Origin of the sequence: Cellulosimicrobium sp. RS (assembly GCF_046159675.1) — a bacterium.
GTDB lineage: Bacteria > Actinomycetota > Actinomycetes > Actinomycetales > Cellulomonadaceae > Cellulosimicrobium > Cellulosimicrobium funkei.
The window spans coordinates 173,329-189,314 of sequence record NZ_JBJXVU010000007.1; the positions used below are offsets into that span (position 1 = coordinate 173,329).

Below are 15,986 nucleotides of genomic sequence, written 5' to 3' on the forward strand. Positions count from 1 at the left end.
GGTCGTCGCCGGGGGTGGGCGCGGTCACGCCCCGACGCTACGGCACGCGAACCCGGACGGGAGCGGTAGGCTCGGGGCCATGCTTCCGGCGTGAGAGCGCCGGCGGGATCCGAATGAGACAGCGGATCGAGAGGCCCCGTCGCTCCACACGACGGGGCCTCTCGCTGTCCCGGCGCGTCCTGCCGCCCGGCCGGGCGCCGTGCCTCAGCGGATGGGGGAGGGTCCGGCGTCCGCGAGCGGCAGGAACGGGTCGAAGATCGCGGCGACCGCTGCCGCGGCCCCGGCGGCGTCCTGCCGTGCGACGGCCTCGACCAGCTCGTGGTGGTGACGGTGCGCCGCCTCGTCGTCCGCGTTCTCCTCGTCGCGCATGTGCACGGTGAAGACGTCGAGCATGCTCGAGTAGAGCGTGACGTAGAGCGGGTTGTGCGTCGCGGCGACGATCGCGCGGTGCAGGTCGAGGTCGGCGCGCGCGCGGGCGTCGCGGTCGTCGGCCCCCCAGGCCGCCTCCCGCCGGTCGCGGAGCTCGCGCAGGTGCTCGACGTCGTCGTCCGAGCGGCTCGCCGCGGCGAGCGAGGCGGCGGTGCTGTCGAGGGCGAGGCGGAGCTCGAGGTAGTGGCGGCGGCTGCCGCCCGCGAGCTGGCGCTCCAGGGTGCCGTTCAGCTCGGAGCTCGAGATGACGAACGTGCCGCGGCCCTGCTCGCGGCGCAGCAGCCCGGCGTGCACGAGCGACTGCAGCGCCTCGCGCACCGTGTTGCGCCCGACGCCGAACTCCGCCACGAGCGCGGCCTCCGTGGGGATCCGTTCGCCGACCGCCCAGCGACCCGAGACGATCTCGTCCCCGAAGCGCGCCGCGGCCTGGTCGATGAGGCCTACTCGACGCATCGGTCCGCCTGTGCCAGACTGCTCCAGATTCATCCCATGATCCCATCATCCGCCGACCTCAGTGTGGAGTGTAGCGTGACGACCCTCTCTCCCTCCCGACCCCGCGTGCGCCCCGGACGCCTCACGCTCTGGGCGGGTCTCGCCGTCGCGCTGACGGCCCTCAACCTCCGGACGGCGGTGACCGGGTTCACCCCGCTGCTGGAGACGGTGGGCACCGACCTCGGGTTCGGGGTCGCCGTCGCGGGCCTGCTCGGCACGGTCCCCGCGGCGTCGTTCGCCGTGTTCGGCTTCCTCGCGCCCGCGGTCACGCGGCGGTTCGGGCTCGAGCGCACGGCCACCGTGGCGCTGGGCCTCACCGCGCTGTCCCTCGTGCTGCGCGCGGCCTCCCCGACGACGACCGTGCTCGTCCTGTCGACGGTGCTCGCGCTCGCGGGCATCGGGGCGGCCAACGTCGTCATCGTGCCGCTGGTGAAGGCCTGGTTCTCCGACCGGCTCGCGCTGTGGACCTCGCTCTACCTCCTCCTCATGCAGACGGGGCAGTTCGCCGCCCCGCTGCTCGCGGTGCCGGTCGCCGAGGCGAGCAGCTGGCGCCTGTCCGTGGGGCTCTGGGCCGGTCCGGCCGCCGTGGCCGCCGTCGTCTGGCTGCTGCTCGCGCTCCGGCTGCCCGCCGCCCATCACGCGCCCGCACCCGTCGCGGCGGCCGGTGCGCGCCTCCGGGTGGGCCGGTCGTCCACCGCGTGGGGCCTCGTCGGCCTCTTCGCCATGATGTCGCTGTCCAACTACGCGATCATCACGTGGGTGCCGGCCGTCCTCACCGACGCCGGGGGCAGCGCCGCGCTCGGCGGTTCCATGGTCGCGCTGTACTCGGCGTGGGGCGTGCTCGCGGCGCTGGTGGTGCCCCAGGTCGCCACCCGGATGACCAACCCGTTCGTCGTCGTGGTCGCGTGCTCGGTGGTGCTCGTCGCCGGGTACCTGGGCCTCCTGCTCTCCCCGCTCGACGGCACGGTGGTGTGGGTGTGCGCCCTCGGCATCGGGGTGAGCACCTTCCCCCTGTGCATGACGCTCATCAACCGGCGCACGCGGACGGCCCAGGCGGCGTCGGCCGTGTCCGGCTTCGTCCAGGGCATCGGGTACGGGATCGCCTGCTTCGGGCCCCTCGGGCTCGGCCTGCTGCGCGAGGCGACCGGCTCGTGGTCCGTCCCGCTCGTCGTGCTCGCCGCGACCGCCGTCCCCGGGGTCGTGGCCGGCTGGTTCGCCTGCCGACCCCGCTTCGTCGACGACGCCGTCGTGGTCGCCGACCGTCCGGCGGACGACGTGGAGGACCGCGCGGCCGGCGCGTGACGCCGCACGCGGGCTCGGGGCGGCGCCCGGCCGACGCGCCGCGGCCGGACCGGGCCCGTACGGTCGGACGATGACCGACCCGCGCGACCGGCCGTACGTGGTCGGCCTGCTCGTCCTGACCGTGGCGACGGGCGTCGTCGACGCGGTGAGCTACCTCGCGCTCGACCAGGTGTTCACCGGCAACATGACGGGCAACGTGCTCTTCGTCGGGTTCGCCGCCGCCGGTGCGGGCGGGATCCCGTTGCTCAACAACGTCGTCGCGCTCGTCGCCTTCGTCCTCGGCGCCGCCCTGTGCGGGGTGCTGCTCCGGGGGCGCGCCGACGACGCGCGGATGCCGCGGCGCGCGCTCGGCGTGCTCGCCGGGGGAGCGGTGCTCGTGGTCGCGGGCGGCGCGCTGTGGCTCGCCGTCGGGCGCCCGCCCACGCCCGCGGTCCTGGCCCTCACCGCCGCCCTCGCGCTCGTGATGGGCGCCCAGGCGGTCGCCGCGCGGGGCGCCCACGTCCAGGACGTCTCGACCGTCGTCGTCACCACGACGCTCGTGAACCTCGCCCTCAGCAGCCCGCTCGCGGGCGGTTTCGGAGAGGGCGCGGCCCGACGCGCGGGGGCCGTGCTCGCGATGGGCACGGGCGCGGCCGTCGGCGCCGTCGTCGTGCGGTCGTGGTCCGGTGCGGCCGGCCTGCTGCTGGCGGGCGTCCTCGTCGCGGTCGGCTCGACGACGCTCGCCCTGGCCCGCCGCCACGACGCCGTGGCGCCGCGCTGACGCGCCCGACGGGCTCGCCGGGCGCCTCAGCCGCGCTCCGGCTGCCAGCCCTCGGTCCCGCGGCTAGCCTCGCGGGACGGCACCCTCGGAGGGAGAGCGGGATGAGCCAGGGACGAGTGGTCGTGGTCACCGGCGCGGCGCGCGGGATCGGGCGCGCGACGGCGGTTGCGTTCGCGCGGGCGGGCTATCGGGTCGCCGGCCTCGACATCGCGGCCGTCGCGAGCCGCGCGCTCGAGTACGAGCCCGCGAGCCCGGCCGATCTCGCGCGGACCGGCGAGCTCGTGGAGGAGGCCGGGGCGTCGTGGCTGCCGCTGGTCGCCGACCAGCGCGACCTCGCTGCCGTGCGCGCGGCGCTCGGGGAGGTCGTCGAGCGGTTCGGTGGCCTCGACGTCGTGTTCGCCAACGCCGGGATCCAGGGCTTCGCCTCGGTCCTCGACATGAGCGACGAGCTCTGGGACGACACGATCGACGTCAACCTCACCGGCGCCGCGAACGTGCTGCGCGTCGCGGCGCCGCTGCTCGTCGAGCGCGGCGGCGGGCGGATCATCCTCACCTCGTCGACCCAGGGTCAGCACGGCACGCTCGAGGGCAGCGCGTACTCGGCCTCCAAGTGGGGGCTCATCGGCCTGATGAAGTCCGCGGCGCTCGACCTCGGCCCCCACGGGATCACCGTCAACGCCGTGATCCCCGGCCTGATCGACACCGCCCTGACGCGCCACGAGGAGCGGTACGCCCAGGCCCTGGAGTCGTCGGGGAAGGCGCCCACCGGCGACGTCGCCCGCGACGAGCAGGCGGCCGCCGCCGGGCTGGCGAGCAAGCTCCCCCTCGGGGTGCCGTGGCTCGCGCCGGACGACGTCGCCCCGGCCGTCGTCTTCCTCGCCTCGCCGGAGGCGTCCATGATCAGCGGCACGAGCCTCGCCGTCACCGGTGGCGACAGCGCCAACGTCACGGCATGAGCCGACGCGCGGGGCGCGGCGCCCCCGGTGCTCAGGCACCTCAGGCTCGGAGCGGCCGGTCCTGAGGGGGTGCGGCGCGCGCTGAGGCCCGGGGGCGGGTCGGGACGGCGCGTTCGACCGATCCGGGACGGGGCGCCTCAGGACGAGCGTGAGCACCATGCCCGCCATCGACCCGCAGCTGCCCGTCCTCGTCCGCACGGCCCGTCTCGTCGGCACCTCGGTGCTGAGCATCGGCGCGACGGTCGCCCTCGTCGCGTGCGCGGCGGCCACCGACCCCATCGACCCGTCCGTCGCGGACCGCACGTATCTCGGGCTGCCCGCCGAGGGCGGCGAGGTGCACCCGTGGTCCGACGCCGAGACCCCGGCCGTCGGCTACGCGCGCGGCGGCGAGCCGCAGACCGTGAACGTCGTGACGTTCGGGTCGAGCTCGTGCCCGCTCGTCCCGGTCGACTACACGTGGGACGCCGAGGAGCGCGCGCTGAGCTTCCGCCTCGGTCGCCGGGCGGGCACCGACGAGCGCCCCTGCACGCTCGACACCGCGCCGTCGACGAGCGTCGTCGTCGTGCCCGGCCTGCCCGCGGACGAGTCCGTGACGATCCTCACCTCGGGCGACGACGTCGTCCTCCCGCCGGGGCGCTGACACCACGTGCGCGCCGGGGGACTGGTGCGTGCCCGGGGACGACGAAGGCCCCTGGTCTGCGTCTCCGCAGGCCAGGGGCCTCGATCATGGTGTCCGGAGGGGGACTTGAACTCGTTTCCGTCCCAGCGCTGACCTGCGACTCCGCCAAAACGCGCGGAATTCTGCCGCTCACTGCGCTTCATTGCAGCGCGCAGCGGGTCTGTCTGGGACCGCGGTGAGCCTATGGGCGCACGACGGTGGCGCACCATGGGCGCACGGACGGAAGGCCTCTGAGGCGCGGCAGGACGCCGGAAACTCGTGACCCGGCATGGGCGTGTCGGAGTCGGTCTGCGGCCATCCCAGTGCGCAGGCGACGTCCTCATCCTGTCCGACGCGCGCGGCTCGAGCGTTGTCGATGGGTTGGATGGCGGGCGAGCGTTCGGCGGTCCCGATGGATGGACGCGTGCGCCCATCGCTCTCGGGGGACCAGGGGCGCCAGTCGCAAGAGCTCTTACTGGTTCCGGAGGTCCGTTCGGGTTGTCGCACCGGGTGAAGCACTCAGGGCTTCTGGAAGCGTGAGTTGGTGACGACGGGTTCTTCGGTACATGGCGACCGGTGGCGAAGCGCGATCGACGGAAGGATGCGCATGAGCGACCTGGGCGGGCCCACCCGTCGCTCGCCGCACATCTGCTAGTCATGACTACTAGCGATCCCACCCGCAGCCGGGCCGCGGCCACAGCACGTCGTGCATCAGACGAGGCGACGCCCGCACCCTGGGACTGCGCGAGACCCGTTGACGTGTTTGCTGCCGGTCCGCTGCTGACGATCTCGCAGGCTGCGGCAGCCTTGAACATCCCGGAAGGCACCCTGCGCAAGCAGGTCTCTACGCGCAAGGTCCCCTTCACCCGCCTCGGAAAGCACGTGCGATTCACCGCCGATCACCTGGCCGCAATCGTCGCCGCTGGCGAGCAGGAAGTCGTCGGAGCGAAAGGCCCCGCGCAGCAGCTGGGCGCAGCAGAGCCGAACCGATCGCCGCTGCCGACCCGCCGCGATGCTGGCGGTCGCAGGCGTGGCGAAGTGTAGATCGGTGCTGCTTTGAAAGACTTGCGGCGCCGCCGCGCCCCTTAGAAGTCGCCGCCATTCAGAGCGTCCGCGAAGCGGGCGCGTGCCGCACATATGCCGAATATGAGCACAAGTAACTCTGACGACCGCAAGTCGGCCCTTCCTTCCCGGGCACCAGTGGACGGTCCAGCCCCAGCATCCACCCGCGCGGTGGGTGCTGGGAGCCGCCGAGCGACGGGCGCCTACAAGGACCCGTTTGCGGCGGGTCCACTGCTCAACGTGGTGCAAGCTGCTGCGGCGTTGAACATTCCAGAGCAGACACTCCGCAAGCTGGTAACTGCGCGCAAGGTCCCACACACCCGCATTGGCAAGCACGTGAGGTTCGGTGCTCACCATCTGGCCGCGATCGTCGCGGCCGGCGAGCAGGAGGTCGTCGGTCCTCAACGCCGCCAGGCGGAGATGGGTGCTGACGGTCCGATCCGTACGCCGCCACAGACCGGCCCGCTGCGCCGCGGGGGCCGCCGGCGCAGCACGCTGTAGACCCTCCTCGGCTCTCTCGCAAATGGGGCGACCGTCCCTCGAAGGGACGGTCGCCTCATCGACGCGCAAGGTGTGCGCGCGGCGCATGCACGCGTCGACTCCGGAAACCCAGGATCGACTAGAGGTCGCAGAGGCGGAAGATGCGGCCCCGACATCGTAGGTCGGATACTCGTGCCGCGCCGCCTTCAGGATCTGCCTGCGAGCCACCTCTTCCGAGCTGCGGACGTCTGGACAAGAGCTCGGCGACGACGTCCCGCAGAGGGGTGCGATCCGTCGATGCTCAGTGAGAGAAGTTTCACTAGCGTCCGAAATGTCGCGGACATACGCGGCTCGCCGCGACAAGACGCTAGATCCGTCCGCGAACGGATTCGGGGAACCCAATATGGTCGCAGAGTTCAAGACACCGGATCCGAAATCCGCGCACGAGGTTGACACTCTCCTTACGCTACGGGAGTGCCCTACGACCTCTACCAGCGTCTCGTGGTCGGCGTGACTCCGAGCGCGCTGTTCGACGTTAGCGAAACCAACCGTGTCTTCGTCGACGAAGGCATCGACGCGTACCGCCAGTATCAGGACACGCATCTCAACGATCCGCTTCCGCGCGGTGTCACGTTCCCGTTCGTCCAGAGGCTTCTCGCTCTGAACGACCTCCAACCCGACGACCCGCTGGTCGAGGTGTTCGTCTTGGCCAAGGACGACGCGGTGACCGGGCTGCGGGTCATGAAGTCGATCGCACACTACGGTCTCGACGTGAAACGTGCGGTCTTCACCGAGGGCACCACCCCGTACCGGTACATCGACGCGTTGAACATCTGCCTGTTCTTGTCTGGCAGTTCCGCCGACGCGAGAGCCGCCGCCGAGGAGGGCTATCCGGCGGGTCAGGTCCTGGGCCACACGGCGATCGACCTCGATGACGAGGGCGACGCCGGTGCGCTGCGAGTCGCGATCGACTTCGACGGCGTCGCCGCGGACGACTCCGCCGAGCGCCTCTACCGGCAGTCGAACCTCGCCCGGTACTTGGAGCACGAGCGGGACAACGCGAGCACCCCGCTTGGCGGCGGCCCGATGAAGCGGTTCCTCGTGGCACTGGGCCGCATCCAACAAGCCGAACTCGCCAAGCATAGGGACTCCGCCGACTACAAACCGCGAGTGCGCCTCGCTCTGGTCACAGCCCGGCAGGCGCCCGCGCACGAAAGGGCCGTAGAGACGCTCCGGTCGTGGAATGTGCAGATCAACGACGCGTTCTTCCTCGGCAACGTGCGCAAGGCTGATGTACTTGAGGTACTGCGTCCGCACATCTACTTCGACGACCAGATGAACCACCTCGAGCCCGCACGCAATGTCGTCGCCAGCGTCCTCGTGCCGTACGGCATCGCGAATGTCGACTCTGACGCAAGCGTCGTGACGAGCGCGGCCTCGTCGGAGACAGCGGCGACGCCGAACTGATGTGAACGCGGGAAGATCTCATTGACCGTTGTTGGGCGCTGACCCTCACGTTTGTGCAGAGGTGACCTTGGCGGACTACTGCTGCTGCGTGGCCGGAGACTCCCGGCGATCATGAGCGTGCCGCGACGGTCGCGCCGATTGACGGGTGCGGCGAGCTTCGTCCCTGCTTGTTTCACTGGCACCCGTGCACCCGTGCACCCGTGCACCCGTGCACCCGTGCACCCGTGCACCCGTGCACCCGTGCACCCGTGCACCCGTGCACCCGTGCACCCGTGCACCCGTGCACCCGTGCACCCGTGCATACGAGCCGAAGCCTCAGTCGCTTTCGCCCTCGGGTGCCGGCCCACGTCCGGGACGTCAGCGTGCGTGACGCCTCGGGCGCTCGGTGGCGTATCCCTGCCCCTTGACCCACAGCGGCGGCCAATAGTGGCCCGCTCGTTCCACGGCGGCCCTGAACCTCAGAGCGTCGGTTCGTCGCCCGAACGTCTCGCTCTGCCACCGACCCTCGCGACGCCCGCCCAAACGCCACCTCACGCGGTACGAGAATCCGCCATCACTCGCTCGTCGGCGCGCCTCCACCGTTGCCATCACTAGACCCTTCCGCTCGCACACCGGCAGGGAATTCCCGCCACCTTGTAGATGTGCGGCGCGCACAGGGCGCGGTGGCGCCTGGGGGTCGAAGCGCCCGAGTCGCGGACGCGCCGGGCAGCACCCTCCGCGTGCGAGGTGACCGGGCGGGCGGCCCGGCCGGGTTTTCTGGCCGAGTTTCGATGCCGTGCGGCGCACCGGAGTTTGGAGCCTCTACCGGGGGCCGGTCTCACTCCTTGAAGGGGTCGCGTCTGGAGCGGATCCGAGCCATGGCTCGATCCTGGTCACCGCGGTGGTGGTGCGACAGGTGGTGCCCTGATCCACCAGGCCGCGCAGGATCATGGTCATCGGTTCGTCGACCGTCACCGAGCCGATCGTCCCAGCGAGAATGGCCGGTGCTCCGTCGGCGCGGAGCGCGGCCAAAGCCCATGTCTCGTCGTCGGCTCGAAGCTGTTCGCCGAGGAACACCGTGCGTCCGGAGTAGTAGCCGTCTGCGTCAGGGACCTCGAGGTAGTCGACCTCTCGATCCACGGGCATCACGCGGGTGACGGTGGGTGGAGTGGCCGTCGTGTCGATCAGGTGCTGTGCGCCGCTGGCGGTCGACACCAGCACTCGTGGGATGTCGGACCGGTCCCGCTCGAAGTCCCACCTCGCCAAGCTGGCCATCAGCGGGCTTCGCTCACGTCGGCGGAGTCGCGGTCAGCCCGGTGCAGGCTTCGGCTCCATTCGCGCAGGTCCACGAGTTCTCCTTCGAGGTCGGACAGGTCGAGGACGACGGCGTTGAAGCGGCGGTTCTCCTCCGGCAGGACCTCGTACCGGGTCGTCATGCCGTCGTCCCAGGTGCGGGTGTGGGTGACGCGCTGATGCCAGTGCCCGGACAGCACGAGCTGCGGGCGGGTGGTCTCCACGGCGCGGTCGAGCAGCTCACGGCCCTGATGCGCGGAAGCGGCGATCTTGGGCGGAACCGTGAGCTGAGACTCGACAGGGACCGATGCGGGCACCTCGTGTGTGATCAAGATGTCCAGCGGCTCGCTGCCGAGCGCGTCGATGTCGCTGTCGAGGATGCGCTCCTGCGGCCACCAGGTGCGCCCGGGCTGGCGGTGTGGTCCGACGTCCACGCTCACCGCGCCACCGAGGGAGCCGACCGTGCGCCCGCCGATGGTGAGGCGGTGGCCTCGGGGGAGTGCGCGCAGTTGCGAACCGAGGTAGATCGCGCCCGACTCGTCGCGCGGCGCGGCGTCGATCCGGTCGTAGTTCTCGTGGTTGCCGGGCGTGACGAACAACCACAGGCCGAGCCGGGTCAGCCATCGGTCGATGGCCTTGGTGAACGATTTGCGCTCTCCCGGCCATGGGCCGATGCCGAAGTCCCCGACGCTGAGGATCACGGTGACGCCAGGTCGGGCCGCAGCCTGGAGCGCGGTGATGACTGCCATCGCGTCCCCGTGCACGTCACCGAGCACCACGACACGAGTCGCCGTAGCAAGTAGCTCGTCAGGGGCGGCCTGTTTGCTCACGCGGCAACCTTCGCACGAGTGCCCGGGGCGTAGTTCGATTTGCGACCCGGATCTTCGAACGCGCGCCAAGAGTGCGCCCTGCGGGCGCGAGGCGCCCCTACGTACTGGGGTGCGCGCCGGACGGTCACACTGCGTTGCCCGCGATCGTCGGTACCGCCGAGGTCGCGCCTTACGAAGCGCCGCATACCCACTCTGGTCAAACACCTGGCGTGCGTGGTGCGTGTAAGCGCGGCTCCGTCCTGGGTAGCGTGGCACCGGGAGCGCGCGCCACGGTCCGACGCGACGTCCGCGCGCACAGCCGGTCCGGGGTGTCGCGCGGTGATGGTAAGACACGGCAGGACACGGTTCTCGAAATCCCCTCCCAGCCGGCTCTCTCGGCCACAATGGTGCAGGTGAAGCACGAAGTGGGCGCAGCGACTCTAGCCGGGCAACTGTGGTCGGACGAGCCGGCGACCGTCGACTTTCTCGCTGCTCGCGCGATCGCAGAGACTGTCGCTGACGCGGTACTTGACGACGCGCTCGATCCGCTCTCGCTCGGCCTGTCCGGCCCCTGGGGTAGCGGGAAGACAACCGTCCTCAAACTTGTCGAGGAAGAACTCAACGACCGGAGCACCGGCGACGACAAGGTCGTGGTCGTGCCTACAGACCCGTGGCGCTACGACCCCTCCGTCGGGGCGAAGGAGAGCATCATTGCGGCGGTCCTCGACGCCTTGTCTGGCGAGCTGCGCGAAATCGTCGTGCAGGAGGCGGCAGAGGGCGGCGGCAAGATGCGCAGGGCCAAGGATCTGCTCGCTCGACTCTCCAAGCGCGTCGACTGGGCCAAGGCGGTCAAGCTCGCCGCCACGACGACCCTCGCGCTGCAACTCCCTTCCGTCGACGACCTGACCTCCCTGATCAAAGACCCGCCGGACGAGTCTGGCGTCGAGGACGAGCGAGGCCTCGCAGGCTTCCACGAGGAATTCCAGGCGCTGCTCGCTTCGCCGGAACTCGCGCACGTCCGCCGTGTCGCCGTTCTCGTCGACGACCTCGACCGATGCCTCTCGCGTACCGTCGTGGAGAGTCTCGAAGCGATCCGGCTGTTCCTTAGCGTTCCGAAGATGGCGTTCGTCATCGCAGCGGACGAGGACCGTGTCGCGGACGCGATTAAGTCTGAGCTTCCCGCTTGGACCATGCCCGAAGAACGGCCAGGCGGTCCCGACGCGCTCCCACCCGAACCGCCTTGGAAGCTGTACCTGCATAAGATCGTGCAGACCACGGTACCGCTGCCAGCACTCGGGTCATTCGACACCGAGGCCTACCTCCTCCTGCTGCAGGTGCACAACCGTGCCGAGTCGAAGCTCGAACCGGCCCAATTAGACGCGCTGATCATGCAGTGCTCCGAGCTGCGCAAGTCAGGTTCGCTCGATGAGCTGAAGGCCGAAGACGGCCTCGACTTCCAGTCGGAGCTGGCGTTCGCGCACCGCCTAACGGCCATCCTGTACGAGAAGTTGGCCGGCAACCCGAGGCGTATCAAGCGGTTCCTCAACGACCTGAACATCCGACGGTCGATCGCCAGGCGCCGAGGCATCGACCTCGACGCCGACGTGGTGGCGAAGTTGATGGTCCTCGAGGTGCTCCTCCCCGAGAACTTCACTGAGATCCTGTCCTGGCTCCGCACTGGCGAACTCCGAGACCGGCTCGGCGCGTTGGAGAAGGTTGCCAAGAACGACCGCGATGAGACGACCCAATCTGACACTGACAGCTCCCCTCAGAGAACGCCGTTCTCGGCTGTGACTCCGACGTCCGAGGCCAACCCCGTCGAACCCGGGCAGGCTGAGCCCGCAGGGACGGCGGGAACATCGGGCGTCGAATCCGAAGGCGATGAAGCCAAACCGAAGAGGGAGGCCGTGTCCGCCGCACCTGCTGATCCGGTGACGATCGCGTTCAACGACGACCTGATCAGGTGGGCGAAGCTGGACCCGCCATTGGCCGAGGTCGAGCTAAGCCCCTACCTCCACTTGGCTGCCTCGTTTAGCGGGGACCTTCTGGTCAGCAACGAACTGCCTGCACGTCTTCGAGATGTCGCCGCGGCCTTGATGTCCATTGGGCCCATCGGCAGGGAGGCCGCGGACAAGCATGCGGTAGCGCTGCCCGTCCAAGACGCGCAACTGCTTCTCGCGCACCTTGCCCGCCGAGCACGCGACCGGATCCCCGATCAGCGTGGTGCGGTCAGTGGCATCTGCCGCCTCGTGCGCGCCCACGCGTCGCTTGCCTCAGCGGCAGTCGATGCTTTCAAGCGCATCCCGCCGAAGGATCTCCAAGTGCCGACGGTCATCATGCTCCGCGCTCAGGATTTCGACGGCATGTCTACGCTGATCGCGGACCTCGTTACCCGCACCGAGGGCAAGGTTCGCGATGCATTGACGGCCGCCACCCCAGGAAGGCGTAACTGATGGGAAGCAAAGGTTCTTACGCCGGAGGTGGAGGCAACATCGGCAACGATCTCCGCGAAGGCATCGACGATTGGTTGGCAAACCTGCCTGGTTCGGGTGGTGCGCCGCCAGCCGCCGCTCCCGGCACGTCCCAGCCGCAAACCGCCTCTGCGGCGCCACCGACGCCGAAACTCACGCCGCGAGCCCAGCGGGTCGCGCGCACCTCGCTACTATTCAAGACAACCAGCGGTGCCGGTTCTAAGGCGCGACGCGGAACAGAGGTCCAATTCCCACGCTCAGCGGCGACCAGCTCACGGATCGCCGGCCGGGGTGCCGCAGCAGCATACGCATACCGGACCGGCGACCGAGACACGCTCCGCGATCTCGGGCTCGACTACGACACGCTTCGCGCCAACCCCAACGTCCTGGACGTCGTCTACGTAATCGCGCAAGTTATTTGCGACGAACTTCCGCAGGGAACCATCGACACTGATGAGCAGGTGCACGTCGTAGCCGAGATTGCTGAGTGGGTGGTCACGGCCGATCCGAACCTCCTGCCTACACCGGCGGAGATCGCTCAGGAAACGCTCGCGGTGGTCATGTACTGGGCGTACTTCACGACGACCGAAGCGAAACTGAACACGGCCGACCTTTCCGCGCAACAGCGCGAGGTGTTCGAGAAGGACGTCCGGGGAGCCTGTGAGGAACTTGCCGCCTATGCCGACCTCAACCCGAGCCGCCCCACAGCCGACCAGTTCACCTCCGCAGTCGAAACCGGTATCGAGTTTCTCCAGACCGTCTACGGAGGATCTGATGTCTGAGTTCAGCCTCCACTTCAAGGTGCCTGATGGACTTTCCGAGGCCGTAGCGCGGCGCACCTTCTACTGGCCTGCCGACGGACCAGGCAGCTTCTTCACTAAGCTCAAGCCACGATTCGGTGCTCTCGGACCGGTGGCGCCCTTAAACGCAGACTTCGCTCGGATCGCGGTCATGGTCTACGCCGCAGACCGGTCCGTCGTCCGAGCCGCTGGAACGGTTAATTGGACAGCCCGCGATTACGACCTAACAATCCCAGTCTCAGACCCGGAGGCGTGGAGAGCTGTGCACGACCGGCTCGTGCGAACGCTCGCGTTCCTTTCGGGCGACACTTGGGCGATTACCTTCACCAAGGCTCCTATCCCGGCGGAACCCGTCGCCGAGAATCAATACTCGTCAGCTGAACGGGTCGTTCTCCTCAGCGGGGGCGCTGACTCTGCTGCAGGCGCGCTGCTTGCACGAACCCTCCCCGAAGACCACGTCCTGGTGTCGCACTTTGGCGGAAACGGGATCGGTCGAATTCAACGCCTGGTCGCCGAGGCGATCACTACCCTGCGTCCCGACGGTTCCAGCCAGCAGCATTGCCAGGTCCGCTTCTCCCGGATGCAACACCAACCGGACGGTACGAAGTTCGCCAACGAGCCCTCAACGAGGACGCGGTCGCTGCTGTTCCTTGCTCTCGGGCTTTGCGTGGCCTCGGTTAACGGCGTGCCCCTATGGATCCCCGAGAACGGGTTCGCCTCCCTCAACCCGGCCATGGGCGCCGACCAGTTCGGCAGCCTCTCCACACGGACGACTCACCCCTGGTTCCTCTCAGAGGTCCGGGACGTCCTCGCTGACATCGGCGCTGAGGGGCGTATCGAGAATCCGTTCGCGCAGCAGACGAAAGGCGAGATGTTCACCGACGTGGCTGCACAACTCGGACCTGACGCGGCCAGCATGTTCCTCAGCTCAACGGATTCCTGCGGGTTCACAAACAAGCGGTTCTGGGCCATCGAGAAGACTCACCACTGCGGCACGTGCTTCGGCTGCCTCCTACGCCGCGCGTCGTTCAAAGCCGCCGCCCTCGACGACAGGAGCGTGTACGCAGTGGACAACCCCCCTAGTGCCGACGCCGCAGACGTGCTCCAGCGTAATTCTCTGTTGCCAAGCATTCGGTCCTACGTCGGTCGTGGCGTCACCACAGCAGACATCGCCTCGATTCGACTGCCTACCGGGTACAGCCCGTCCGCGGCCCGCGAACTGTGTGTGCGCGGAAGCGACGAACTCAGGCTCCTACTGTGACCAACAACTGGCCACCTTTCGACATGCACGCGCATGTGGATATCAATACGAGGTCTGAAGACCTCCTCGAGCTGAGAGCAGTCATCTTCGCCGCAACGCGCTCCTTGGCTGAATCCCGAGCGGCAGTCCTACGGCAACCTCAGGATCTTCTAACCGTCTGGGGCGTCGGGACTCATCCGGCCGTAAAGACGGCACTCGAAACGTTCGACCAGTCGGAGTTCGCGGACCTCGTCACCAAGGCAGCATTCGTCGCCGAGGTGGGGCTGGATGCCAAGGTGAAAGCTCGCCTTCCCCTCCAGCAGGACGTACTCGCCCAGATGCTGTGTATCCTTCAAAGCCAGCCTCGTTTGACTTCGTTGCACAGCTACGGCGCCACCAACGAAGTGGTGGAACTGCTAGAACAGCACCCAATCGACGGCGTAATCCTGCACTGGTGGCTCGGTGATGCTCAGACCACGGCGGCGGCGCTGGACCTCGGCGCATACTTTTCTGTGAACCCGGCGAATCTGAAGCACATCGACGTCCTCGCGACGGTGCCGCTGGACAGGCTTCTTCCCGAAACTGATCACCCGAGCGGCGACCGTTTCGGCAAGCCGCCACGGGTGCCGGGAAACGTGAGCCGCGTTGAGCAGGAGATTGCCAAGTTGCACGGGCTAAGTCCGACCGTCGCGCGTCAACACCTTTGGTCGAACCTCAAAGCCCTAACGGCATCAGTGAACGTCAGCAGACTGCTCCCAGAACGTGTCGCAGCGGTGATCGCCGCGGCTTCCTGAAGCCGCAAACGTCATCCGTCCGCCACCCATCGGGGTGGATCGCAAGCAACAGGCAACGCTATCCGGCGATCTTGCTCGAGGCGCCAACGCGTCGTCGAGTTGTCTTTGGGGAAGCGCATGAGGGAGCGAGTGGACCGGCCCTGCGAGCGGTGTCCGGAGGGGCTGGGGTCATCCCTACGCCTCTTGTCGAGCGCCCCAGCTGGCGTCGGCATCGCAGAGCTGACCGGTTTCCTTACGCCGCATCACCGCATGTGGCACGTCGAGGGAACATGTCGCAGAACTATTGTCCGAAACCCCAGGCGTCGCAGAACGAGGCCTGGGGTCTTGGCTACCGTCGTGGCGCGGCATACACCTACGGGTACGCCTGGGTATCCACCATGGCACAGAACCTCGACGCCCGGGTCGACACGGTCACCGGCGCCGACGCCGGCGGCGTCGACGCGCGACGTCGTCGTGGAAGAGGCCTCCGGCCGCCGCGAGGACGGCCCCGAGCTCGCCCGAGTTCGCGCGCAGTTGCGCGAGGGGGATACGTTCGTCGTGACGAAGCTCGAGCGGCTCGGCCGCTCGGGCGCGTACGTTGCGTCCCTGGTGCGCGGCCTCGACGACCGCGGCGTCACGCTCGGCGTTGACAGAGACGATCGGTACCTCGAGCGCTGCCGGGCGACTCATGGGTCACGTGCTGGCCGCCGTTGCGCGAATGGAACGGACCTTACGCGAGAGCGCACGCTCGATGGTCTCGCCGCGGCGCGCGCCTGCGATCGGGTCGGCAGTCGCCCGACCGTCGTGACCGCGGACCGTGTCGCGGCGGCGCGTCCCTCGCCGGTGGGCGGTCGGGCGCCGCCGTCACCCGCGCGCTCGGCGTCTTTCCGGACAGTCTGTACCGACACCTAGCGAACCTCACCCATGCGACCGGCAGTCTCTGATGCGTCCTCGACGGCGCCAGACGATTCCGCGAAGCTCGCCCGCGCTCGTCGACGTTCTCCACTGAGCGGGT

General features: G+C 69.0%; 15 protein-coding genes. 12 read left to right on the forward strand and 3 right to left on the reverse strand.

What is annotated here, in order from left to right; genetic code table 11:
* Positions 1-204: 204 nt before the first annotated feature.
* Positions 205-882 (reverse strand): FadR/GntR family transcriptional regulator, encoded by a 678-nt coding sequence (locus tag ACI769_RS12530; protein ID WP_409141676.1) that lies wholly within the window; start codon positions 880-882, stop codon positions 205-207.
* Positions 883-957: 75 nt separating this feature from the next.
* On the opposite strand from ACI769_RS12530, the gene ACI769_RS12535 reads away from it, so the two are divergent.
* The 7 genes from ACI769_RS12535 (at position 958) to ACI769_RS12565 (ending at position 7,606) form a co-directional block, all read left to right on the forward strand.
* Positions 958-2,223 (forward strand): CynX/NimT family MFS transporter, encoded by a 1,266-nt coding sequence (locus ACI769_RS12535; RefSeq protein ID WP_409141677.1) that lies wholly within the window; start codon positions 958-960, stop codon positions 2,221-2,223.
* 70 nt (positions 2,224-2,293) lie between these two features.
* On the forward strand, positions 2,294-2,983 hold the full coding sequence (locus tag ACI769_RS12540; protein ID WP_409141678.1) for a YoaK family protein: 690 nt from the start codon (positions 2,294-2,296) through the stop codon (positions 2,981-2,983).
* A gap of 101 nt (positions 2,984-3,084) precedes the next feature.
* Positions 3,085-3,939, forward strand: a complete 855-nt coding sequence (locus tag ACI769_RS12545; RefSeq protein WP_409141679.1) for an SDR family NAD(P)-dependent oxidoreductase — start codon at positions 3,085-3,087, stop codon at positions 3,937-3,939.
* A 148-nt stretch (positions 3,940-4,087) separates the two neighbouring features.
* The gene (locus ACI769_RS12550; protein WP_409141680.1) at positions 4,088-4,579 is read left to right on the forward strand and encodes a hypothetical protein; all 492 of its coding nucleotides are present in this window, start codon (positions 4,088-4,090) and stop codon (positions 4,577-4,579) included.
* A 777-nt stretch (positions 4,580-5,356) separates the two neighbouring features.
* Positions 5,357-5,641 carry a helix-turn-helix domain-containing protein gene (locus ACI769_RS12555; RefSeq protein WP_409141681.1) on the forward strand — a complete coding sequence of 95 codons (285 nt, stop codon included), beginning with the start codon at positions 5,357-5,359 and terminating at the stop codon, positions 5,639-5,641.
* Between the two features lie 102 nt (positions 5,642-5,743).
* Positions 5,744-6,160, forward strand: coding sequence for a helix-turn-helix domain-containing protein (locus tag ACI769_RS12560; RefSeq protein WP_409141682.1), 417 nt, complete (start codon positions 5,744-5,746; stop codon positions 6,158-6,160).
* A 453-nt stretch (positions 6,161-6,613) separates the two neighbouring features.
* Positions 6,614-7,606: a 5'-nucleotidase gene (locus ACI769_RS12565; RefSeq protein WP_409141683.1), complete on the forward strand. Its 993-nt coding sequence runs from the start codon at positions 6,614-6,616 to the stop codon at positions 7,604-7,606.
* 801 nt (positions 7,607-8,407) lie between these two features.
* On the opposite strand, the gene ACI769_RS12570 is transcribed toward ACI769_RS12565, so the two are convergent.
* Complete coding sequence (locus tag ACI769_RS12570) at positions 8,408-8,800, reverse strand: hypothetical protein (protein WP_409141684.1); 393 nt, start codon at positions 8,798-8,800, stop codon at positions 8,408-8,410.
* A gap of 59 nt (positions 8,801-8,859) precedes the next feature.
* Positions 8,860-9,708 carry a metallophosphoesterase gene (locus ACI769_RS12575; RefSeq protein ID WP_409141685.1) on the reverse strand — a complete coding sequence of 283 codons (849 nt, stop codon included), beginning with the start codon at positions 9,706-9,708 and terminating at the stop codon, positions 8,860-8,862.
* Positions 9,709-10,100: 392 nt separating this feature from the next.
* On the opposite strand from ACI769_RS12575, the gene ACI769_RS12580 reads away from it, so the two are divergent.
* The 5 genes from ACI769_RS12580 to ACI769_RS12600 all read left to right on the forward strand — a co-directional run bounded on the left by ACI769_RS12580 (position 10,101) and on the right by ACI769_RS12600 (position 15,883).
* The gene (locus tag ACI769_RS12580) at positions 10,101-12,140 is read left to right on the forward strand and encodes a P-loop NTPase fold protein (protein WP_409141686.1); all 2,040 of its coding nucleotides are present in this window, start codon (positions 10,101-10,103) and stop codon (positions 12,138-12,140) included.
* Complete coding sequence (locus tag ACI769_RS12585) at positions 12,140-12,940, forward strand: hypothetical protein (RefSeq protein WP_409141687.1); 801 nt, start codon at positions 12,140-12,142, stop codon at positions 12,938-12,940. The genes ACI769_RS12580 and ACI769_RS12585 overlap by 1 nt, the downstream gene beginning before the upstream one ends.
* Positions 12,933-14,219: a hypothetical protein gene (locus tag ACI769_RS12590; RefSeq protein WP_409141688.1), complete on the forward strand. Its 1,287-nt coding sequence runs from the start codon at positions 12,933-12,935 to the stop codon at positions 14,217-14,219. The genes ACI769_RS12585 and ACI769_RS12590 overlap by 8 nt, the downstream gene beginning before the upstream one ends.
* A complete protein-coding gene (locus tag ACI769_RS12595; RefSeq protein ID WP_409141689.1) occupies positions 14,216-14,992 on the forward strand; it encodes a TatD family hydrolase in 777 nt (258 codons plus the stop codon). The genes ACI769_RS12590 and ACI769_RS12595 overlap by 4 nt, the downstream gene beginning before the upstream one ends.
* Positions 14,993-15,241: 249 nt before the next feature.
* Complete coding sequence (locus tag ACI769_RS12600; protein WP_409141690.1) at positions 15,242-15,883, forward strand: recombinase family protein; 642 nt, start codon at positions 15,242-15,244, stop codon at positions 15,881-15,883.
* The last annotated feature ends 103 nt before the right edge of the window (positions 15,884-15,986 follow it).